Below are 22,009 nucleotides of genomic sequence, written 5' to 3' on the forward strand. Positions count from 1 at the left end.
TTTAATTAAAATGTTAAGTTCATACCCATTGTATAAATAGCAGAAATTGGATAAATATTATTATCAATACCCATTTGTACTCTATCAGAATTCATAATTTCAGGAGAGAATCCGTTATATTTGAAAATTGTTAATGGGTTTTGTGCACTTAGATATATTCTCAGTTTTTTAACTGATAAAGATTGAGCAATTGACGAAGGTAAATTATATCCTATTTGAATATTTCTGATTCTAAAATAGCTACCATCTTCTACATAAAAGCTACTAGGTAAAATAATAGATTGGTTTGAAGTAATCATAGAATTGGTGTTGGAAGTACCTGCACCCGTCCATCTGTTATTATACATATCAAGATCCCAACTTTCATTACCATAACGTTGCTCACGGTTATAATTATAAATTTTATTACCAAATACACCTTGGAAATCTATTCCAAAATCAATTGAATGAACCGCCAAGTTTATTCCAAATCCATAAGTTCCTTTGGGGATGGGGCTACCTAGGAAAGTTTTATCTCTTGTATCAATTACTCCATTTCCATCAAGATCCGCAAACTTAAACCATCCTGCCTTTGCTCCGTTCTGCCCAGATGCAGCCGCTTCAGCATCAGTTTGGAACACGCCTGCAACTTCGTATCCATAGTAAGAACCAACAGCTTGCCCAGCTTGCAATCTTACAATTGAATTACCGAATAAACTAGCTCCTGTTTCTAAGAATGAATCTTGATAAACGTTTGTGATCTCATTTTTAAGAGTTGTGAAGTTACCATAAACTCCAAGTTTAACATTTTCACTAAGATTTGCATTATAATTTACAGATACTTCAAAACCTTTATTTTTAAAAGAGTAAGCATTAGTGATAAAATCATATGGATTACTAGCTCCGGAAATCGTGGCTTGATTAACTCCGTAAACTATATCTTTTGATTCTTTGTTATAATAAGTTCCCTCAACTTTTAATTTATTGTTTAAAAATGCCATCTCAACACCAAAATCTGAACCTGTTGTTGTTTCCCAACCAATTGACGAATCAATCACTCTGTCAACCGTTCCTGCCGGATATCCAGTATTACCATAGTATGCACCTCCACCAATATTAGTTACAATCTGAGAAAAGTCTCTTTTAACTCTCGGGTTACCTAATTTACCCCAACTTGCTCTCAATTTCAACAAATCAAAAACATTCTGCTCACTCATAAAACCTTCTTTAGAAACTACCCAACCAATACTTACGGCAGGAAAAGTTTTATATCTGTCTGTTGATATTTGCGAACTCGCATCTCTACGTACAGAAGCATTTAAAAGATATTTACCTTCATAATCATAATTGATTCTTCCAAAGAAAGATTCAATTCTTTGTTGATCTTGTGTCGCTGCAGGTCTACCATCTTGAACCGCCGCTGCAGTATCGTGATAATTAAATATATCAGTACCATTGAAAATATTTAAAGAGCCATTGGTCCCGTCATAGTTTACATTTTTAGCAATCCATACATCTTCTGATCTGGAATCTCTAATTCTGGAAAAACCAGCTAACAATTCTAAATTATGATTTCCGAAATCTTTTTTCCAATTAATAGTGTTGTCCCAAACATAGTTTCTATTACGAACATTCCTTGTAATAAGGTTCGAAAGAGTTGCATTTGGAGTATATGTAATTGCAGGCGTATATTCGTATTGGCTTGGACTATAGTTATCAGTTGTGTAACTACTTCTAAAAGTAAAATCTTTTAAAAACTTAATATCAATAAAAACGTTATTAAGCATTCTGTCCTGTCTTATCTGTGACCTGTAAAGATCTAATTGTGCTCTTGGATTTGCAATAGAATAGCCGTTGAAAAACTGATAACTTCCTGTTGCAGGATTCATAGGTCCAAATAATGGTGGAGAATTACGTGCATTTAACAAAGGATTATTTGCAACGTCAGTTCTTGTTTTTGAGTAAGAGAAATTATTTCCAATTGTAATGTTATCTGTAATTTTATAACTTAAATTCAATTTTGTATTGAATCTATTAAAACCACTTCCTGAATTAACTCCTTGCCCCGCAGCCAAATTACCATCATCCTGCAGATACCCAACACTACCATAATAATTCAATTTACCAAGACTTCCTGAAGCAGAGAAATCATTTGAATTTATAATGCTGGTACGGAAAATTTCCTCGAACCAGTTGGTATCAGCTGGGAAATTTGCTCTACTGATAGATCCTGCAGAAGAACCATTGTCATTCATTAATTTTTCATTGTACAATTCAACGTATTGATCTGCATTTACCATTTTAGGAATATTGGTTACCTTCTTAATACCTAAATAAGAATTAACATTAAAAACAGGTTTTCCTTTTCCACTCTTAGTTTTGATGATTACAGCTCCATTTGCAGCTTTAGCTCCAAAAATTGCCAAACTTGAAGGATCTTTCAAAACACTCATCGATTCGATATCCTGAGGATTAAGGAAAGAAATATCTTCCGTTAACATTCCATCAACAATGAAAACAGTGTTACCAGACAAAGATCCAACCCCTCTAATATCTACCCGAGGAGATCCACCTGGTGTACCAGATGTCACAATATTTACCCCAGCCAATTTTCCTTGCACTGAGTTTAGTGGGTTTGCATTTGGTTTATCTGCCAAATCTTTAGCGGAGACAATCCCAATACTTCCAGTAACGTTTTCTTTTTTCTGTGCTCCATACCCAATCATAACAACCTCCTCAATCTTCTGCTCTTTTGGCAAAGTATCTTGAGGAGTAACTTGTCCGTTGACATTCATACCGAAGTATAGAACAGCAATAAGACAAGAATACTTTAAATTAGTTTGTTTCATATAGTTTAATTTTATCTTGTACAATCAAAGTCGGTAAGATTTTTATAATCAAATCTTAAAATGTCTTTTTCTCAAAAGAAGACATTAATCAAAAATAGAAAAAAAAACGAATCTTGTTAAAGTTAGTTAAAAAAATTTCTATAAATGGTTTAATTTTAATTATTTGTTAAGAAACCGACATATTCAGTTAACTTATTATTAAAATTCACTCAAATTTTTAATTATTTCATACATTTCAAAAAGCCATTTTCTCACTTTGAAGCAATAATTTTCTCCAAAAATTGCATTCAAAGGCTGATTTTGAAGATTTAGAGAAAAAAATGTTTCAATTTGGTATAGAATTAGTGAATTTTACTATTTATTCTTTGTCATTCGAAAAATTTTGTTGCAAACCACAGAAGTAATTACCTTTGACGAAGTTTAGAAAGAATAAAAAATTACAATGAAAAAATATATTATCGCAGCAGCTATTATTTTAGGAACTGGTGTAATTATTAATACTACAATGCAATCGTGTACTTCTTTAGCTACATCAGATTTAGGTTTAGCAGTTATAAAGAGAGTATTGCTTGGCGGAATTAATAAAGGAGCAAATATTTATGGAAATAAAGAAGCTTTCCTTCAAAATAATCTGGTAGATAAAGCTTTACCAAAAGAACTTCGTGATATCAATGCTACGTTGGAAAAAATTGCTCCGTCAATCGTTGAAAAAGAAAGAGAATATATTGCAGAAGCGGCTGTTTATACAGTAAATATCTCAAAACCTATTTTAGAAACTGCAGTTAACAGTTTGAATGCTCAAGATGTAACGAGAATTATTCAGGGAGAAAAAGGAACAGCTACATTAATTTTAAGAGAAAAAACTCAAACACAGCTTGTTGCAGCAATTGCACCAAGAGTTGAGCAGGAACTTAATAAATACGGGATTGTGAAAACAATTAATACTGCCCTATCCGGAACTAATCTTTTGGGAAGTTTATTAGGAGGTAACAAAACCAATGTAAATGCAGGTGGATTGAGTACTTTAGCTTCAGAACAACTTGTAAACGGGATGTTCAATATTATTGAAGACCACGAAAAGCAAAATTCTGCGTCATTACTTGCTCCGTTTGGAAAATAAGACGAATTTCATTATATTTATATATTATTAAGGAAGAAAATGGAAATATTACAAGGAAATGAAAATGCAAATCCTGAAGAATTTTACAAATCATTAAAGGAGAAACTGGAAGGTCACCATGACTTTCCTGAAGATTATTTATTCAAATTTATCATTCCTACTGATGAGGCAAAACTGACGGAAATTTATAAAGTGTTCGACGGTATAAAATTTACGATGGGAAACCGTGAAAGTAAAAACGGAAAATACACAGCGTGCAATATAAACGCTTTTGTTTTAGATGCAGATCAGGTAGTTCGTATTTATCAGGAAGTTGCAAGAATAGAAAACGTTATTTTGCTTTAAGTAAAATAAATTGTAAATAAAAAAAGGTTAGTTTTAAAACTAACCTTTTCTATTTTATATAAATCTGACTTTTCAGAACTATTTTTCGATAAAAAATTTCACATTTTCAATTGGTCTTCCTAACATTGCAACAGAACCTTTAATTAAAATCGGTCTCTGAATTAATGAAGGATTTTCTGATAAAATCTGTAACCATTCTTCTTCAGAATGATCTTTTCCTGCATAATTTTCAAGATATAATTTCTCTTCTTTTCTGATGATATGAAAAACGCTTTGATTAAGCTTTTTCAATAAAGTCTTTAATTCTAAAACACTTAAAGGATCTTCAACAATATTGATAATTTCAAATGGAACACCGTTTTCGTCCAAATATTCCAAAACAGCATTAGATTTTGAGCAATTTCCGTTATGAAGAACTTTTACCAGCATTTTGATTTGATTTATAAAGATTGAATGTATTATTTGGTAAACAAATTTAGAACCAAAAATTTTGGTAATCTAAAAATTAAAATAATCCGTTTAATTCTGTTTCAATCTTTTCTAAAATCAAGCCGAAATCTTCTGGTTTTTCAACAAAATCCAGGTCATCAACTTCAATAATCAGTAATTTCCCTTCTGTATAATTAGAAATCCACTTTTCGTATTTTTTATTTAATTTAGAAAGATATTCTATGCTGATTGTCGCTTCATATTCACGACCTCTTTTGTAAATTTTCTTTACTAAATTAGGAACATCAGATTTAAGATAAATTAATAAATCGGGCGCAGAAACAAAGGTTTTCATCAAATCAAAAAGCGAAGCATAGTTTTTGAAATCTCTGTCTGACAGAAGTTTCATATCATTCAGGTTTTCAGCAAAAATATGGGCATCTTCATAGATTGTACGATCCTGAATAATATTTTTCCCACTCTCTCGGATTTCTTTTACCTGACGAAATCTGCTCCCCAAGAAATAAATCTGCAAAGCAAAACTCCATTTGCTCATATCTGCATAAAAGTCTTCCAGATACGGGTTGTGATCTACATCTTCAAACTGTGCATCCCAATTGTAATGTTTCGCAAGCATTCTGGTTAACGTCGTTTTTCCTGCTCCAATATTTCCTGTAACTGCAATGTGCATATTCTGTCTCTTTATTTTTGAAATGATTTAAATCTAAAAACCTAAGTCTTCAATTTCATCCATCAATTTGATGATATCTGATTTCTCAGACTTCTCAACTTCCAATTTTTCGATGGATTCTTCGAGTTCTTTTTTCTGGTTTTCAGCTTCTTTATTTTTTTTAATATCTGCGATATTTTCAAGGCTGTAAAGATAGAGTTTGTTGCCTTTCACTTCAAAATATGCAAGCGAATTTTTATCCACAATCTGAGCATCGGGATCTTCAAAAATTTTGGTTAATTCTTTCTCCGGAATGTATTTAAAAATGGTGTTTTTTGCGATAATTAAAATAATCTCATTCTCTCTTCTGAAACGTTTTCCGTTTTCTACAGAAGCTTCAAAAAGTTTTTCAAACTTTAAATTGTAAACTCTGAATTGCGTTTTAGTTAAGATATAAATCTTATTTTCGAAAACTAAAAGATCAATTAAATCATCAAAGTTGGCATCAAATGGAAATGAATTTATTGTCGTGTCATTTCTGAAATTATACTGAAGAAGACGTTTTGTACTTTCATCTAATAACCAGATTTGCTGCAGATCTTCTGCATAAGCATGTCTTATAAAAGTAAATTTCTGTCTGAAATCAAGTTTCTGAATTTCATTGAGATTCTGATCTACAAATTTCATTTCCTGAGCATTTTCCGAAAAAAGTGCCACACTTAAAGGATTTTGAACTCCCTGAACCCGAAAAGGAACGGTGAACATCATCTTCCCTAACTGTTTTCCTAAAGAATCGTATTTCGTAAAGCTAAAATCTTTGTTTCGATATAAATAGAGATTTCCATAATCATCTGCAAACATATCTCTCGTTTCCTTTAGTTTTAAAGAATCAAAAGGAAGGGCTTTCTGCGCCGAAACAGTACAGAAAACAAGAAAGAAAAAAAATGAGAATATTTTCAAAAAATCTATTTTAACAAGATAGCGCTCCCGAAGGAACGCCACCAATTTACATCTTTATTTTATTAAGTAAGAAATTGCTTTCAGTTTTTAACTATTTAACTGCAACTTCATAAATTTTAGACCAGTTTTTTCCGGTAACCAACATATTATCACCTTTAAAAGCGATTCCGTTTAATACATCATCACTTCCTTTTGTATTTTGTTTGGTAAGATCTGTAAAATCAAATTTCCCTACAACCTCTCCGTTGGCAGGATTTATTTTTAGAATAATTGGTTTCTGCCAAACATTTGCATAGATAAATCCTTTGTAATATTCCAATTCGTTTAACTGATCATACACTGAAGTATTTCCAGCGACAGAAATGTATTTAACCATTTTTGAAGGATCTTTTATATCTAAAAAGTAAAGATTTTTAGTCCCGTCTGAAGCGATAAGGTTTTTCCCGTCATACGTTAAACCCCAACCTTTTACCATCATATCCGGATAAGCAAATTCAGAAAGCAAGCTTAAAGTATTTTTATCGTAAACAAATCCTTTTTTGTTTTCCCAAGTCAACTGATATACTTTATCTCCTGCAATTGTACTTCCCTCAGAAAAAACATCATCCGCCTGCTTCGTTTCTTTAATAGGAGTTGTATCTCCAAGTTTGTAAGTTATTAATCTTGATGAGCCATATTGCCCTTCACTTTCATAGATTGTATTTCCGTCAATCTGAAAACCCTGTACAAAATTTTTCGGATCATGTGGATATTCGGCAACAATTTCATAATTAAAATTTTGCTCAGGAACTTTGCTGTATACATTAATTGTTGCGTCTTGATAGAGATTTTCGCCACTTTTAGTTTTAATATTAAAAGTAATTGCATTATCACCCAACATGAAATATTTCGGATCAACGATAAGACTTTTAGATTCTTTTTCACCAAAACTTATTGTGATACTTTCAGCATTATCTAAAACGTCCTTCGGAAGATCAAGTTTATCACCAAAATGATAACCTGCAGTTTCCATTGAAGAATTATAATCAGCGAGAGAAGTCAATATTTTTCCGTCGTCTTTACAAGAAATTACCAAAAGTAAAGCTGCAAAACCTACAATTATTCTATTTTTCATTTTTTATTTCTAAAATTTCCCCAAAAATAGCAAATTTTATTCCTCTCTGCTAATCTGTCGCAGGTCTATTACACTGATTTAACTAAAATTGACATTTTTGAGTATTTTAATGGGCAAAACCTGTAATTTTAGCTTCATCAAAATCCAGCTGCATTTCAATGGTTCTCATCACGTGATCATCAAATATTTTTTCACGTTTCATTTTGTGAAGTTCATTTCGCTGAGCTTGAATAACTTGCCTTAAAACATCTTTATTTTCGTTCATTGCTGCAGCATAATCTACGGTCGAACCCATACATTGTGCTTTATCAGCAATCAGTTTCATTTCATTTTCCAATTTATAAATCTGATGTCTTACAAGACTGTTATTTTCAGATAATTCAGAAAAATCTGAGGTTAATTTTTGAAGCGCAGTTTCTTTTAATTTTTTCATTAAAATAGCTTCCTGCTTTTCTTCCGGAAGATCACTTCCTGCATCATCAATTTTCAGGAACTTTAAGATTGGCGAAAGTAATAATCCTTGTCCGACTAGTGTTATCAAAATAATCACAAAAGTCACAAACAAAATAATATTTCTGTGAGGAAACGCTTCTCCAGGACTGATATAAGCAGGAATTGAAAGCGCAGCTGCTAAAGAAACCACCCCTCTCATTGCCGCAAAACTGATGATAAATGGTTCTTTCCAATCGGGTTTTGGGTTTTCCTCACGAATTTTTTTAGATAAAAGCCTTGGAACATACACAATAGCGTAACTATATGCTAATCGTGTAAAAATAATTGCTCCTCCAATCACAATACTGTATAAAATTCCTTCAGATATCGTATAATCTTTCATTGCAGCAACCACAATTGGTAATTCAAGACCGATTAAAATGAAAATAATAGTATTCATTAGGAAAATAAGAACACTCCAAACATTACCCGACTGAATTCTTGAGGTATGACTCAGATAACAATGGGAATTATAAGACATTAATAAACCTCCTGCAACGACCGCCAAAACTCCGGAAAAATGAAAATGTTCTGCCGCAACATACATTACATAGGGAACAATTAAAGTAATAACAGTATCAATATTAGAATTGGAAGGAATTAATCTTAAAAATTTCCCGAAAACCAAGCCAGCCCCAATTCCCACAGCAACACCACCAATCGCCATCGTAAAGAAATCGGTTACCGCTTCACGGAAGATAAACTGTCCTGAAATTACCGCAGCTAAAGCAAATTTAAATACAATTAAACTTGAAGCATCATTAATTAAACTTTCACCCTCTAAAATAGTCGTGATTTTCTTAGGAATTTTCATATTTTTCAAAACCGAAGTCGCTGCAACTGCATCAGGCGGAGAATTTACACCCCCCAAAAGAAATCCCATTGCAACTGTTAATCCCGGAATAATTGATGAAGAAAGATAAGCAACAACAATGGATGTTAAAAAAACCAATCCGAATGCCATCGAGAAAATCTGTTTTCTCCATTTATGAAAATCCTGCCATGAAGTAAACCAAGCTGCTTCGAATAAAATAGGCGGAAGAAATATAAGAAACACAAGATCAGGCTCTATTTCTATTTGCGGCATCCCCGGAATAAAACTCACGAGCAAGCCTGCAATCACAAGAAAAATCGGGTAAGCTACTTTGAGCTTCTGCCCTACCATCACCAAAATCATCACCGATAAAAGTACAGCGATGGAAATAATTACGTAATCGTGAATCATGGTTGTGATTATTTAGTTGTTAAAAAAAATGTTATCGTTTTTATGAGTATTGAAAACTCTTTATAGATTCTGCTTTTAAAGACCGAATCAAAGTCTTTTTTACTTTAATTTCTCGTAAACGGAATATTGTTGTAAAAACCAATTTGTATTTGTCCGCGGTTTTTATTTTCCTGAAGCTGATTCATATAACCCGCTTCAATTCTCATATTTTTATTAATGACAAATCCTAAAGCTCCGTAAACCCGATTTCTATCGAAAACCGGACTATCAAGATTCAAGAAAATCTCATTATAAGCCGAAACATATAATGTTTTTGGCAACATTTCCTTATTATTAATCGGAATATTCAACCCTAATAAATAACGAAACCTCATCCTAAAATCATCTTGTAAAAAACGCTCGTCCAAACGGTAACGATGCTGTAAATTGAATCTTCCAAATTTTTGTTTTGTTATATACTGCTGGAAAATACGATGCTCAATATTCTCAGTTTTTTCACCTTTTACATAAGGTTGGCTTAAAATAAAACCATATCCCAACAAAACATTATTGTTATTCTCCGTCAAATCATATCCAATTCCCGTACGGATTAATAATTGCTCCAAATCTCCGATACCATCAAAATTACGGTATTGAATTTCATTATGAAAATTTAGTTTTTTGCTGATTTTATTATTTCCAAAATACATATACCAAGCTCCGAGATCATTTTCCTGAGCAAATGAAAGGATGCTTCCAAGACATAAAACAGAAACAGCTAACTTTTTAAAAAATTTCATTCTTATTTAATTAATTTATATTAACTATCGTAATTAACAAAATTAATACTAAAAATCTATAATAGCAAAAGAAATCTCTTTTGCTATTAATTTAAACCTAATGATTTTATGACGGAACTTTTTCTTCTAAAACATCATTTTCGTTTTTATCAAAATAAGTACAAGTCATCTCATTTAAATCCATCTTCCAGCCTTCTATTCCATTTTCTGCACAGTCTTTACAGAAAGTCATATAATCGGTTCCGCCTTGTTGGTGAAGTTTTAACCTTGTTTTAAACTGTTCAAGATTTAGGTTTTCAGAAATTTTTAAAGCTTCATATTTAGCTCCTGTTTCAGCAAAATTGTTTTCAGCATCAAAATATTTTGTGTTTCCATCTGCAACAAGTGCTTTGTAATGTGATACTCCAAGATTTTTTATTGCCTGAATGTATTTTGGAAAATCTGCACCACTTTTTACTTTCTGGTGTTCTGCTTTAATTTCATCAATTGTAAATTTCATTTTTGTTTGTTTTTTTTAAGTTATATTTTAAGATTATGTTTTTAACGTAAAGAGCGCAAAGTTTTTTTTAAAAAATGTTTGAAAATATTTTTCGTTCGCAAAGGCGTTTGACTTCGTCGAATCTTCGATTTCACTTAGCAAAGAAAACTAGTTTCTTAATAATTAATTTAAGCAAATTAATAATAAAATAATAACCGACAGAATTTTGCCGGTTATTATTTTGTATTGTTTCAAATTTAGAATATAAAACTTAAGGATGTTGCTGCATTTTTGCAGGATCGTCATAATTCACCATCCAATTGATATCGAACTTATCAGTAAACATTCCGAAATAAGCGCCCCAAAATGTATCTTCCATAGGCATCGTTACTTTTCCACCCTCTGAAAGTCCGTTGAACAATTTGTCAGCCTCTTCTTTTGAATCTGTATTGATAGAAACCGAAATATTATTTCCAATTTTAAGACTTGAAGCCCATTCTCCACCTGTATCGCTTCCCATCAAAATTGTTTCTTTTGAAATCGGAAGTGAGACATGCATAATTTTGTCTTGATCTTCCTGAGACATTTCTTTTCCGTCTTGTGGTGGCATTTCACCAAAAGTTCCGATATAAGGATATTCTCCACCGAAAACCGATTTGTAAAAATCAAAAGCTTCTTTGCAGTTGCCATTGAATGTAAGATAAACATTTACTGTTGCCATATTATATAGTTTAGTTTGAATTTAAATTTGAGATTTCGGCGATGCATTTTTATTACTCATTACCAATTACTCATAATTACCTGTGTTGATCGATAAGAATCATATTTCCATCGGGATCTTTCAAAAAAATATGTTCAGGCCCGGTTGTAGATTCATCTGCTGATTTTTCTAATTCGATTCCGCTTTCTTTGAGTTTTTTCTGAATTTCTCTTACATCATCAAAAGATTCCAGGTTTTGCGCATTTTCATCCCACCCCGGATTGAAAGTCAGCATATTTCCGTCAAACATTGCTTGAAAAATACCGATTAAAGTGCTTCCATTTTTCATGATGATAATTACTTTCCATACTTCCACCCATTGAACTGAAGCCTAATTTTTCGTAAAACTCTTTAGATTTTGCTAAATCTTTTACACTTAAACTTAATGAAAAAACGCCTAATTTCATATATCAGATATTTATTGTTTTTTTAAAGCTAATTTATATCCAACCAAAACCAATCCCCAAACCAGGATTCCTAGAACCCAAAACCAAGCTGGTGTAGGCAAAACCGACATATTGTAAATGGTGAAGCAAAGGAAAATAAGGCCACAAATTATCGCTGAGTTTGCCTTCACGCTTTTAGAAACTTTTGTAGCAATAAATCCTGAAACCAGAGCTCCCAAAGCATATCCGACAATAACCATAAATTTCCCCAAAAATGGCAAAGTTTCAATATAATTTTTAAAACCTTCCATATTGTCTGGTTTCATTCCTTTAGGAAAAGGATGTATAATATGATTAAGAGTTTCAACTCCCCAAATACAGATAGATCCGGCGATAATTCCGGCAAAAACAGCAAGTATATTTCTTAACATAATTATTGATTTTTCAAGTTGGTTTTAAAGTCTAAAGTTTTATCATAACTCATCCAATTACCCGTTAATTCGATGTTTTCGCTTTCAATTTTTTCTGAAGTTTTATTCCATTTAAAAGTATAAACAAACTTCCCTTTGAAAATTCCGGAATGCTTTCCTTTATTCTCTTCTACCAATTCATAATCACCATAAACCACTCCTTTTTTCTTAGAATCTTTGTATTTGGTGATTTTAAGCTTCCCTTCAAATTTCGAATAATTATTTTCCACGACAGAATATCCCGAAACAAAATATTCCTGATCGTTTTTCTTATCCTGCTCAGAAATTTCTATTTTGAGCTTGATGGTTTCTTTGTCATTTCCAATAGATCCTACGTAAGGTTTTGAATTATTCAACCAGGCATTAGAAATATTCGGCATTTGCGAAAAAGCAAAATTTGAAATGAGAATAAAAAGTAATAAAAGTTTTTTCATTGTGTATTATTTAAATATAACTTTAGAAATATCATTATGGGAAAAATTGCTAAACCACACTTCAGATTCTTTTCCGCTTTCTAAATTTGTCCAAATTCCTTTAAATGTAGTGTTAGAATGATTACCTCTGTCATTAGAATTTTTCATTGTTTGAATCCGGAATTTGCCTTTCATGAAACCATCATCGACATCGGGCTGAGTTCCCTTTAATTCAATATCACCAAATACCAACATTTCATTTGGACGGTCTTTCACATTAAAAACATAATTGAAAGTCAATTTTCCAGAACACGTTAATTTTTTTCCATTTAATGTATAAATCCCCTTTACAAAATATTTTTCCGGTTTTATTGCATCTCGGGAGATATTTACAAATTTTACATCAATACTACCTTCACCGATTTTACCGTCAAACCCTAAATCTGCATTACTGATTATCTTACTGAAATCTTCATTTTTCAAAGGAAAATCATTCGACTGCGCAGAAAAAATGAAAAACGGAAACAGCAAAAAGAAAAATAATATTTTAGTCATCCTAAACTCCAAACTGGCTTAAATGATGATTTAAATGTTTTGCAAACATATTATTCCACTCATGAGATTTTAGTTTTCCAAAAGAAAACGACTCTTTACCATCAAAAGCCTGAGAACCTAATTGTTGCGTTTTTTGAATATAGCCAATTAATCTTTTCTTTTCTTCTTCGAAATTTTTTCTTTCTTTAATTAAAAACTGGGGTGCAGTGGGAGAATCGTGCGGATAAGCTTTTTCACTCACTACTTTTGGTTTTACAAAATTTTTCAGGATAAATTTGGCAATCGATCCCGGTTTTTTATGTTTTTCGGGTTCATACACCATTTCGTAAGACACGCAACAGTGTGCCAACATCTGGTCAACCGTCATTCTACCCCATAAACCATGAGTTTCTTCTACAAGATTATTTATTCTATTGATATAATTCTGAGCATCTTTTGCGTCAAATACGTTTTCCATAGTTTATTAAATTGAATAGAAACAAATATAATATTATTTCAGATGATTTTAAAAATTGTTTTGATAATTGCGAATTATTGAATGGCTATTTTATCAAATTGCCACAAAAAACTCCCCACAAAAATGTGTGAGGAGCTGATTATTTTAAGGTAATTAAAATCTATTTCTGAACTGCTTTTTTCATCGCAGCATCGGGACGCAAAATTCTGTAGCGCACTTCCAAATCTTTAGGAACATAAAAAACTAAAGGTAATTTACTATTGTATCTCACGATTTCAGGTTGTAGAGACACAAATTTATTGGTCTTTTTCTGATCCGGGCAACCCATTAAAGTTCCTCCCGTTTCACCGTTGGATTCTACTTCATAGTAATTATAACCCCAACCTTGTAAATCCTGAGCAGTAACTTTTCCTATTAAAAAATGTTTATTACAATCTAATAATTTATCTGCACCAACGAAAAATTCTACTTTTAAATCACTCTCGTTTTTTGCAACAGGTAACTGAATATAAACTTGCTTAAATCCTTCTTTGGCTTTTGGAAACATCTCAATCTGAAGTTTTTCAAACTTTTCTTTTTTCTTCTGAGCCGAAATATTCGCAATGAAGAACATCATTAAAACGACAGATATAGCTTTTAAAAATTTCATAATTAATGTATTAAAAATTATCAATTCCTTAAACTCAAAAATTATTCCATAATTTCTACATTGGTGCCTTTTGTATGAGCATTCATCTGCGGTGCATAATAGTTTTGAATAGTTGTAATCCCGTTTGAGAATTTTCCAGATGCGTTCGCTACATAATCATATTCAAAAACATACTTCCCTTTCGGCATCGATTGAATATAGAAATTGGTAGATGCATCTTTTGTCGATTGATAATACCCTAAATTATTTTTCCATTGATAACCGGAGATTACATCTAAAGGCTCAAAACCAGCAGCTCTCATGTCTTTGACATGAATGAATTCCATTGCACGATCTGTGTTTAAAATCATTCTTACGGTAACTTTATCACCTGCTTTTAAAGGAGTTTCAGGAGAAATTTTTTGTAATTCTTCACCGTTTACCGTTTTTATTTTCTTGTACAATTCTTTGGTAACCGAAATATAATTTTCAGAAGATTTTATTTTATCTAAATCTTCATAATATTGCCAGAATAAACCTCCCTGAATAATTCCTGCACCAGGTTTTGTAACCGTAACAGTAGCGAGATTTTTATCTATTTCTTCAGAGTTTTTAGTAATTTTTTGATAACCACTTATATGGCTGAGAGTTTTATCACCGTAATCCGGATGATGAATAACAACACTTACCCTCGGAATGCGCTCTCCACCCCATTTAAAATCAAATGCTTCACTTTCAATCGAAGTCCATGACTTTCCTGAATTTAAAATTGTAAAAATCACTTCTGATGTTCCTCTTGAGCTTCCCCAAGAATTAACTTCCTTCTGTGTAATCAACCAGATTTTCATGTCTTCGATGAATTTCTGATCGTTCGATTTTAATTTATTGAAAGCCTCCAAAGCTCCTGCCTGATTCACCACTTTTGAACCGAACCAACCCCAATTATCAAGATTCTGTTTCCAATAAACACCTTGAGTTTTGGAATCTACTGAAGTTTCTTTTAAATAATTCAATAATTTATCTGAAACATCTTTCAAACCATAATCATTCATCAACAAAGCAGTTCTGTGCAACCCAAAGAATGTAAAATCTGTAATTTTTGCCGTCTTCGCTTTTTGTTTTACCAAAGATTTCAAAGTTGCACCATTTGCTTTTAACGGATATTGTTTTTCCCAATAATTTCGGGTATCAAGATAATCAAGTGTCCAGTTTGTCCAAACGTTTTTTTCTTTAACATCCGAATATTTATTGATCTCATTGTCAACATATTGAACCAATTTCGTAACCAATTCTTTTTGTTCTGAAGACTGGTAATCTTTCACATTATCTTTTAACCAAACGTTTATTTTTCCTAAGTTTTTAAGAATATAAAGTGACGTTCCATAAGAACTCGGATAACCTTGATACCAAGAAAAACCGCCATCCGGATTTTGCAGTTTTTTGAAATCATCCCAATCCTGATTGATTGAATTTTTCATGGTATTTGCATCAAATAATAAGGCGAATTTTGTCATTTGTTCAACTTCATTCCTACTTTCCAGAACCCAAGGAGTTTCATCCAATAATAACTGTTTCAGTTCTTGATTTTTTTCAAGATTTGAATTTAGCATTTCTGCATCCTGGTACTGTTCGAATATTGTTTTTATCTTAGGATTCGCTTTAAAAATTTCCGAGGCCAAAACATCGGCAAACCATTTATTGAAAATCACATCTGCAGAATTGTTCTGATCATTTTTCAAACTTGGAAGCGCAAATATAATTTCCCAAATCGGATTCGTTGTTAATTCCAAAGTATTTGAAACGTTAGAAATCGTTGTCGAAGTAGCATTTTTAAGATTTTCCAGTTCAAAAGTTTTTGTTTCACCTTCTTTCACAAAAATCGGAAGAGCATCTGTAACCAACATTCTATTTGGAAGAATTGCAACGGCTTTTTGTTCACCATCTGAATATTTACCGGCTTTTGCAACCACTTTTAAGATAATTGATGAAACATCATTTGGAACTTTTATCTTCCAAGTTAATGCTGAGTTTCCGTTTTCATCTAATGAAAAAGATTGTTGTTTATTATAACCGGAAACTGCAGTCAATGTACTTAACCCAAATTTATCTGAAATATCTTCATTAGTAAATGCATCAAGAATCTGTAACTGAGCCGAACCATTCAATTTTTTGCTTGTCAAATTAGAAAGTTTCGACTGTAAATTCAGTTCGTCCCCTTCTCTCAAAAATCTTGGGTAATTTGGCGTTACAGAAAATTCTTTTTGCGTCACAACTTCTTTTTCCAATGTTGCTGCTCTTGCGTCTTTTGTATGAGCTAAGAACATTAATTTCCATTTTGTTAATGCTTCCGGAGAAGTAAATTCAAAGCTTACATTCCCTTCAGAATCGGTTTTTAAATCTGGATAGAAGAAAGCGGTTTCGTTTAAATTTTGGCGGACGGGAACATTATTTATATTTTCACTATCATTAATACCATCATAATCAACATATGATTTGGTTATTTCCCTTGACACTTGTCTTCCAGAAGCAATAATATCAATTGCTGCATCATTAACCATAACTTCTTTTCTCATTCTTGGAGAAGCCATCTCAACTTTGGGTGCTCTTACTGGTTCAGGAACTACATTTTGAATTACCTCGATTTTATCATAACTTCCACTATAATCACCTCTGCCTTGCTTAAAATTAAATAAAATTGAATTATCAAACCAATTAAATTGAGGAACTTCTACATACTTGGTCATTAAATATGGAAATTCTTTATCGAAATATTTTTCTTCTAAATTTTGGGCTACACCGTAAGATGTAACTATTGAATAAGGATTATACAATTTCTGCCAATCAAAAATATTTACGGCAAACTTATCCAAAGACATATCATACATATTTGCCAATACTTCTGCACTTACTTTCTCTTTTTCATTTCCTAAAACTTTAATTGACCATTTTTCTTTCGAATTTGGCTCTACTTTATCTCTGAAAGTAAAGGTTTCAATTTTTAAAGTTTCTTCTGAGTTTTTAATTTTTAAATTGATTGTTTCAGTCTGAACATCATTAAATGCAACCAACTGAAACTGAATATTCAAACTATTTACATTTTTATCCTTCGGAACTTCAATTTCATATTCTAAAACTCCATTATTAAACTCATAAACTTCAGAAACTGTTTTTCCTAAACCGTTTTGTACAAAAACATTCGCCAAAGCATTCGGAACTGATGAATAAGCATAAATTTTAGCTTTTTCACCTCTCAAAACCTCATCTTTCGGACCTAAAACTGAAAGAAAAGTTTTCTGATTATTTTGTAATGCCTTTTTATCCCAAACTTTGAAATTTTGTGTCGATTTTATAGTGTCTTTACCTTCAATGTTATATAATTCCAGTTTATAGTCTCCGGAATCCAGCTTTCCAAGGTCTAAAGACTCTGCGTTTCGTTTATCTCCATTTAAAATGAGAGATGATACTTTCCAGTTTTCTAACTGATCATTTTTATCATATAAATCATGTGGAAATTTGCTGATAAATTCTTCTTTTGACAGCTTCGGTAAATTTTGAACTTCATCTTTAAAATTATTTCTGAAAATTCTTTGTGGAGCTTCCAGTTTTGATAATTTAATCTGATATGATTTTTTAAGATTTTGTTCATTGTAATTTTTAGTTTCAACTTTCAATTTCACATTTTCACCCGCAAAAATGTTATTGAGATTATCCGTTTTGATGTAATGAGAAACCGACGCTACTTTTAAATCTGTATTGGCTGTCTGTGTTTCACCATTAATGTCGGTAACAGAAGCATTGATTTGATAATTATCAATCTGTATCCCTTCTAATCTTTCATTTTTTTTAAGGTCTAATTTTATCGTAAACTCTCCTTTTTCATTGGTTTTTGCTTCACCAAGAATCGAGTTTTCATTTTCGTAATTATTCGGATACCATGGAAAATATCTCCAGCGAATATTTTGTTTTCTGATTTCATAATTCACATTGGTATTGCTTAAAGCGATACCAGAAAACATCATTGCTTTACCTTTTAACTCAATGATTTGTCCATACTTATATTCATCTTTTACAGGCTCAAAAGTCACTTCAAATTTCGGACGTTTGTATTCTTCTACATTTAAATTTTTATAACCATCCGTTCCACCATCTGTTGAAAGATTAAAATTCCCGTTCAATTTTCCTTTTGGTAAAATAAAACTTCCGTGATAAGAACCAAAATCATTGGTCGTAAAATTCTGAACAGAGACTTCCTGATTATTGGCATCTTTTAATGTAATTTTTTGTTTTAAACCAGAAGCTACTCCCTCAATTTCTTTATCAATTTTTGTATTGATCACCTTAAAATACACAGTTTGTCCGGGTCTGTAAATTGCTCTGTCTGTGAAAACCTGGGCTTTGGTTCTGGTTTGTTTGTTCGGATTGTACTCTTCCCGATTGTTATAACCATACATTTGCATTATTTGAAAATCATTAGTTTTCGGCTGCTGCACTAAAATCGTTCTGTAATATTGTTTACTTTCGGTGGCAGGAAATTTAAAAATACCTTTACCATCTGTTTTTCCTTCAACTTTATTTAAAGTTTCATTCTGAAGAAATTCATAAAATGAAAGATTTTCATTGAGAACAGGTTTTCCATTTTCGGAACTGACTAATTTTAATTCATTTAAAAGCTGGTTGTTTTCGCTTTTATTATGGTAAATAATCTTATGATTTGATACTAAAAAGTAAAAATTCTGACTTCCGTTTTCATCACTTTTTACTCCTGGAACCTGGTATTCTGCAACATAAATTCCAGAAGGAAGCGGCTTTATTTCTAATGAAGTTTTATGAAGCTGATAATCTTTAGGATCATTTAATTGAAAAACTTCTTTTCTGACCAAAGTCTTTTTCACTTTTGAAAAAGTATTATTGTAAGAATTCTTTGAATATTGCATAAACGACAACCAATTATCTTTCACTTCATATATATTCACAGAAAATTCGGTCACATTTTTAAATTCTGCAACCAAATGAATCGGCAAATTTGGCTGGGTTTGCTCCTCATATTTAATGCTTAAAAAAGGATTTACAATCTGATTTTCCTTGTTTTTAATATTATCAATAAAAGGAGATTTTGAATATTGACTTTTTATAGAATTAGCAAATTGAATGGCTTCCTTTTCTTTATTTTTTAAAACCAATTCATCTACTATTTCTTCTGCAATCAAAACCTTGTAATCGCCTTCAATATTTGATTTCATTAAACTTTGAAGTTGTTCCAATTTATCTTTACATTGGGAAAACTGGCAATTCTCAGATAATTTCTGATGCATAAAATACAGCTTAGTATTTCCTTCATTTTGAGTAACCAACTCATCAAAAATACTATTGATTGTATTTCTGTTTTCAGCTAATTCATTTTTTGTAAACAAACCGTTATAAGACAGAAAACTTACTTTTTTCAGCGAATACCAATCCTGCAAACGTGGGAAGTAACTGATGTTTTCTGAGTTCGAAAAAACGTCTTTATATTTTGCCAAAGCAACTTTCTTCATTGCCTGATTCTGCTGGTCTAATTCTTTAAAGTTTTTGTTTAAATAATTTTTAAAGTCAAGTTTGCTCCAAGTTTCAATTTGTGCAACATCATCTTGTGAATTTATGTTTGTTCTTCCATCAATTTCCCATGAATGATTGTTGTAATAATCCATCAAAAAACCGGAAAGCAAAACTTTATAAACCAATTGGTCATCACCTTTCAATTGTTTTTCTACAGATCGAAGTTTTACAAAAAACCTAGATGCAGAATCATTCTTTTCATCATCGGTTGTTTGATTGATCAAACTGAATTCCGCTCTCAAAGAACGGATCAATTGAAGTGCATTATTTTCTTTCATAGCTTGTTTTTGAATTTCTAAAACAATGGGAAGATTAGATTTGTACGTTCCTTTTTTAGAATTTTCATGTATCTTCCCCCATTGGGTATCGTAATATTTCTGAGCAAAAACCCCTGAAAAATTAGACAGAAATAGGATGAGGAACAAAATCTTGGAAAATCTTTGCATAAGTGTTATTTTTGATAAATGAATTTCTTAAAAGTACTGAAAAAATCTGTCATAGACAGCCAACTTTACGTATCCTTAATGGGGACACTTTTTGCAGTTTTTTTCATGCTTGAGCAAAACACATTCCGTTTTCCAACAGTTTTTCTCATCTTCATAACGTATTTCAGCGGTTATCTGTACACAAAATATCAAAAAACGAAATATTTCTATCGAATATTGATTCTTAATTTCTTTGCTGGACTCATTTCAGCGGCTTTAATTATTTTTAATCATAATGAAATACGGTTACTAAAATGGTTTATTATTATCGTTTTAGGTTTACTCTACAATAGCTTTTTTCTGGAAACATACATCCGTAAAATCCCTTTTCTGAAAGTTTTTTACGTTGGTTTAGTTTGGGCATTAATGAATTGCTGGTTAACATTACCAGAGTTTGATTTACCTATTTTTTTAATCAGTTTTTTCTTTATCACAGCATTGGTTTTACCTTTCGACATTCGTGATATGAAGAGCGATACAGTACAGACTTTCCCCAAATTAATTGGCGTACAAAACACAAAATATCTTACTTATTTATTGGTGTTTATCGCATGTATTCTGTCGATTTTATATTTGAAAACTAAATTTTCTGTTAGCTTTTTCTTAACCTCAATCTTAACCTTCATCTTCATTTATTTTTCTGAAAATTCAAACAAAGATTCTTACTATTCTTTTTGGGTTGAATCTTGCTCAGGTTTGCCATTTTTATTTTTACTAATAATGAAGTATTTTTGACAAATGATTATTAAGAAGCTTTCTTTATACAATTTCAAAAATCATTCAGAAAAGAAGTTTGAATTTTCACCCCAAATCAACTGTTTTGTAGGAAACAACGGCGTTGGAAAAACCAATATTCTCGATGCATTGCACTACCTTTCTGTCGGCAAAAGTTTTTTAGGAAATACCGATGCTAATAATATTAAAATAGAAGAAGATTTTTTTACAATTGATGCAGAAATCCAAAATGAAGACAGCGAAGACACTTTGAAGATTTCTCAGCCAAAAGAAGCAAAAAAAATCATTAAAAAGAATGATAAAAGCTACGATAGAATGGCAGATCATATTGGTTATTTGCCAAGCGTGATGATTTCTCCTTACGATTCGAACTTGATTTCAGATTCTGGGGAAAGCCGCAGAAAGTTTTTAGATTCGATGATTTCTCAGACTGATTCGGGTTATCTTTATGATTTGATTCAATATCAGAAAACAATTCAGCAAAGAAATGCTTTATTGAAATATTTCGCCAAAAACAGAGTTTGGGATAAAGATTCTTTGGAAATTTATGATGACCCAATTACAAAATCAGGAACTAAAATTTTTGAAAAAAGAAGAGAATTTGTTGCAAAACTCAATCCGATAGTTCAGAATTTTTATCAGATTATTTCGGGAGGAAAAGAAAGTGTTTCTGTGATTTATGAATCTCATTTGTTGGAAGAAACATTTGAAAACTTACTTTCGCAGAGTTTAGAACGCGACAGAATGTTAACCTACACTTCAAAAGGAATTCACAAAGATGATCTACTTTTTGAAATGGATTCTGTTTTGATTAAAAAAATCGGTTCGCAAGGACAGCAAAAATCATTTTTGATTTCACTGAAATTAGCTCAAATGAGTTTGATAAAAGAATTGACCAATAAAACACCTATTCTTTTATTGGATGATATTTTTGATAAATTGGATGACATCCGTGTTGCACAGCTAATCAAATTGGTTAATCAGGAAAATTTTGGGCAGATTTTCATTACTGATACCCATAAAGAACGTACGGAAAATGTTGTGAGAAGAATAAACGAGGAAAGTGTAATTTTTGAGATTTAAGA

At 31.6% G+C, this 22,009-nt stretch carries 19 protein-coding genes and 1 pseudogene; 4 read left to right on the forward strand and 16 right to left on the reverse strand.

Annotation, left to right across the window (positions count from 1 at the left end; genetic code table 11):
• Nucleotides 1–5: 5 nt before the first annotated feature.
• Nucleotides 6–2,828 carry a SusC/RagA family TonB-linked outer membrane protein gene (locus OEA66_RS02125; protein ID WP_267279800.1) on the reverse strand — a complete coding sequence of 941 codons (2,823 nt, stop codon included), beginning with the start codon at nt 2,826–2,828 and terminating at the stop codon, nt 6–8.
• Between the two features lie 442 nt (nt 2,829–3,270).
• Between OEA66_RS02125 and OEA66_RS02130 the strand changes: the two genes are divergently transcribed.
• Nucleotides 3,271–3,948 carry a DUF4197 family protein gene (locus tag OEA66_RS02130; protein WP_267279801.1) on the forward strand — a complete coding sequence of 226 codons (678 nt, stop codon included), beginning with the start codon at nt 3,271–3,273 and terminating at the stop codon, nt 3,946–3,948.
• 39 nt (nt 3,949–3,987) lie between these two features.
• Nucleotides 3,988–4,293 carry a DUF493 family protein gene (locus OEA66_RS02135; protein ID WP_267265655.1) on the forward strand — a complete coding sequence of 102 codons (306 nt, stop codon included), beginning with the start codon at nt 3,988–3,990 and terminating at the stop codon, nt 4,291–4,293.
• 78 nt (nt 4,294–4,371) lie between these two features.
• Here the strand turns inward: OEA66_RS02135 and OEA66_RS02140 are convergent, their stop codons facing one another.
• From OEA66_RS02140 to OEA66_RS02210, 15 genes and pseudogenes are all read right to left on the reverse strand, one after another.
• Nucleotides 4,372–4,722 carry an ArsC/Spx/MgsR family protein gene (locus OEA66_RS02140; RefSeq protein ID WP_267279802.1) on the reverse strand — a complete coding sequence of 117 codons (351 nt, stop codon included), beginning with the start codon at nt 4,720–4,722 and terminating at the stop codon, nt 4,372–4,374.
• Between the two features lie 76 nt (nt 4,723–4,798).
• On the reverse strand, nt 4,799–5,413 hold the full coding sequence (locus OEA66_RS02145; RefSeq protein ID WP_267279803.1) for a deoxynucleoside kinase: 615 nt from the start codon (nt 5,411–5,413) through the stop codon (nt 4,799–4,801).
• 33 nt (nt 5,414–5,446) lie between these two features.
• On the reverse strand, nt 5,447–6,352 hold the full coding sequence (locus OEA66_RS02150) for a hypothetical protein (protein ID WP_267279804.1): 906 nt from the start codon (nt 6,350–6,352) through the stop codon (nt 5,447–5,449).
• 91 nt (nt 6,353–6,443) lie between these two features.
• Entirely contained in the window at nt 6,444–7,466 is a 1,023-nt protein-coding gene (locus OEA66_RS02155; RefSeq protein WP_267279805.1) for a glutaminyl-peptide cyclotransferase, read from the reverse strand.
• 106 nt (nt 7,467–7,572) lie between these two features.
• The gene (locus OEA66_RS02160; RefSeq protein WP_267279806.1) at nt 7,573–9,183 is read right to left on the reverse strand and encodes a Na+/H+ antiporter; all 1,611 of its coding nucleotides are present in this window, start codon (nt 9,181–9,183) and stop codon (nt 7,573–7,575) included.
• A gap of 104 nt (nt 9,184–9,287) precedes the next feature.
• Nucleotides 9,288–9,962: a DUF2490 domain-containing protein gene (locus OEA66_RS02165; protein WP_267279807.1), complete on the reverse strand. Its 675-nt coding sequence runs from the start codon at nt 9,960–9,962 to the stop codon at nt 9,288–9,290.
• Between the two features lie 106 nt (nt 9,963–10,068).
• Nucleotides 10,069–10,461, reverse strand: a complete 393-nt coding sequence (locus OEA66_RS02170; protein WP_267279808.1) for a DUF1398 domain-containing protein — start codon at nt 10,459–10,461, stop codon at nt 10,069–10,071.
• Nucleotides 10,462–10,711: 250 nt separating this feature from the next.
• Nucleotides 10,712–11,161 carry a VOC family protein gene (locus OEA66_RS02175; protein WP_267279809.1) on the reverse strand — a complete coding sequence of 150 codons (450 nt, stop codon included), beginning with the start codon at nt 11,159–11,161 and terminating at the stop codon, nt 10,712–10,714.
• 76 nt (nt 11,162–11,237) lie between these two features.
• Nucleotides 11,238–11,607: pseudogene (locus tag OEA66_RS02180) on the reverse strand (VOC family protein).
• Nucleotides 11,608–11,618: 11 nt separating this feature from the next.
• Nucleotides 11,619–12,017 (reverse strand): hypothetical protein, encoded by a 399-nt coding sequence (locus tag OEA66_RS02185; protein WP_267279810.1) that lies wholly within the window; start codon nt 12,015–12,017, stop codon nt 11,619–11,621.
• A 2-nt stretch (nt 12,018–12,019) separates the two neighbouring features.
• Nucleotides 12,020–12,490, reverse strand: a complete 471-nt coding sequence (locus OEA66_RS02190) for a hypothetical protein (RefSeq protein ID WP_267279811.1) — start codon at nt 12,488–12,490, stop codon at nt 12,020–12,022.
• Nucleotides 12,491–12,496: 6 nt separating this feature from the next.
• Complete coding sequence (locus tag OEA66_RS02195) at nt 12,497–13,024, reverse strand: hypothetical protein (RefSeq protein WP_267279812.1); 528 nt, start codon at nt 13,022–13,024, stop codon at nt 12,497–12,499.
• A gap of 1 nt (nt 13,025) precedes the next feature.
• Nucleotides 13,026–13,481 (reverse strand): DUF1569 domain-containing protein, encoded by a 456-nt coding sequence (locus tag OEA66_RS02200; RefSeq protein ID WP_267265243.1) that lies wholly within the window; start codon nt 13,479–13,481, stop codon nt 13,026–13,028.
• A 160-nt stretch (nt 13,482–13,641) separates the two neighbouring features.
• Nucleotides 13,642–14,130 carry a serine protease inhibitor ecotin gene (eco, locus tag OEA66_RS02205; RefSeq protein WP_267279813.1) on the reverse strand — a complete coding sequence of 163 codons (489 nt, stop codon included), beginning with the start codon at nt 14,128–14,130 and terminating at the stop codon, nt 13,642–13,644.
• 41 nt (nt 14,131–14,171) lie between these two features.
• Nucleotides 14,172–20,150 carry an alpha-2-macroglobulin family protein gene (locus OEA66_RS02210; RefSeq protein WP_267279814.1) on the reverse strand — a complete coding sequence of 1,993 codons (5,979 nt, stop codon included), beginning with the start codon at nt 20,148–20,150 and terminating at the stop codon, nt 14,172–14,174.
• Nucleotides 20,151–20,168: 18 nt separating this feature from the next.
• Between OEA66_RS02210 and OEA66_RS02215 the strand changes: the two genes are divergently transcribed.
• Nucleotides 20,169–20,924 carry a UbiA prenyltransferase family protein gene (locus OEA66_RS02215; RefSeq protein WP_267279815.1) on the forward strand — a complete coding sequence of 252 codons (756 nt, stop codon included), beginning with the start codon at nt 20,169–20,171 and terminating at the stop codon, nt 20,922–20,924.
• Between the two features lie 3 nt (nt 20,925–20,927).
• Complete coding sequence (recF, locus tag OEA66_RS02220) at nt 20,928–22,007, forward strand: DNA replication/repair protein RecF (protein WP_267279816.1); 1,080 nt, start codon at nt 20,928–20,930, stop codon at nt 22,005–22,007.
• Nucleotides 22,008–22,009 lie beyond the last annotated feature (2 nt).

Origin of the sequence: Chryseobacterium luquanense (genome assembly GCF_026460945.1) — a bacterium.
Classification (GTDB): domain Bacteria; phylum Bacteroidota; class Bacteroidia; order Flavobacteriales; family Weeksellaceae; genus Chryseobacterium; species Chryseobacterium luquanense.

Coding starts and splice junctions, on each gene's coding strand:
- OEA66_RS02185 (WP_267279810.1), bottom strand. CDS start 12,017: ATGTTAAGAAATATACTTGCTGTTTTTGCCGGAATTATCGCCGGATCT.
- OEA66_RS02140 (WP_267279802.1), bottom strand. CDS start 4,722: ATGCTGGTAAAAGTTCTTCATAACGGAAATTGCTCAAAATCTAATGCT.
- OEA66_RS02175 (WP_267279809.1), bottom strand. CDS start 11,161: ATGGCAACAGTAAATGTTTATCTTACATTCAATGGCAACTGCAAAGAA.
- OEA66_RS02130 (WP_267279801.1), top strand. CDS start 3,271: ATGAAAAAATATATTATCGCAGCAGCTATTATTTTAGGAACTGGTGTA.
- OEA66_RS02125 (WP_267279800.1), bottom strand. CDS start 2,828: ATGAAACAAACTAATTTAAAGTATTCTTGTCTTATTGCTGTTCTATAC.
- OEA66_RS02135 (WP_267265655.1), top strand. CDS start 3,988: ATGGAAATATTACAAGGAAATGAAAATGCAAATCCTGAAGAATTTTAC.
- OEA66_RS02195 (WP_267279812.1), bottom strand. CDS start 13,024: ATGACTAAAATATTATTTTTCTTTTTGCTGTTTCCGTTTTTCATTTTT.
- recF (WP_267279816.1), top strand. CDS start 20,928: ATGATTATTAAGAAGCTTTCTTTATACAATTTCAAAAATCATTCAGAA.
- OEA66_RS02170 (WP_267279808.1), bottom strand. CDS start 10,461: ATGAAATTTACAATTGATGAAATTAAAGCAGAACACCAGAAAGTAAAA.
- OEA66_RS02165 (WP_267279807.1), bottom strand. CDS start 9,962: ATGAAATTTTTTAAAAAGTTAGCTGTTTCTGTTTTATGTCTTGGAAGC.
- OEA66_RS02215 (WP_267279815.1), top strand. CDS start 20,169: ATGAATTTCTTAAAAGTACTGAAAAAATCTGTCATAGACAGCCAACTT.
- OEA66_RS02200 (WP_267265243.1), bottom strand. CDS start 13,481: ATGGAAAACGTATTTGACGCAAAAGATGCTCAGAATTATATCAATAGA.
- OEA66_RS02210 (WP_267279814.1), bottom strand. CDS start 20,150: ATGCAAAGATTTTCCAAGATTTTGTTCCTCATCCTATTTCTGTCTAAT.
- OEA66_RS02160 (WP_267279806.1), bottom strand. CDS start 9,183: ATGATTCACGATTACGTAATTATTTCCATCGCTGTACTTTTATCGGTG.
- OEA66_RS02155 (WP_267279805.1), bottom strand. CDS start 7,466: ATGAAAAATAGAATAATTGTAGGTTTTGCAGCTTTACTTTTGGTAATT.
- eco (WP_267279813.1), bottom strand. CDS start 14,130: ATGAAATTTTTAAAAGCTATATCTGTCGTTTTAATGATGTTCTTCATT.
- OEA66_RS02145 (WP_267279803.1), bottom strand. CDS start 5,413: ATGCACATTGCAGTTACAGGAAATATTGGAGCAGGAAAAACGACGTTA.
- OEA66_RS02190 (WP_267279811.1), bottom strand. CDS start 12,490: ATGAAAAAACTTTTATTACTTTTTATTCTCATTTCAAATTTTGCTTTT.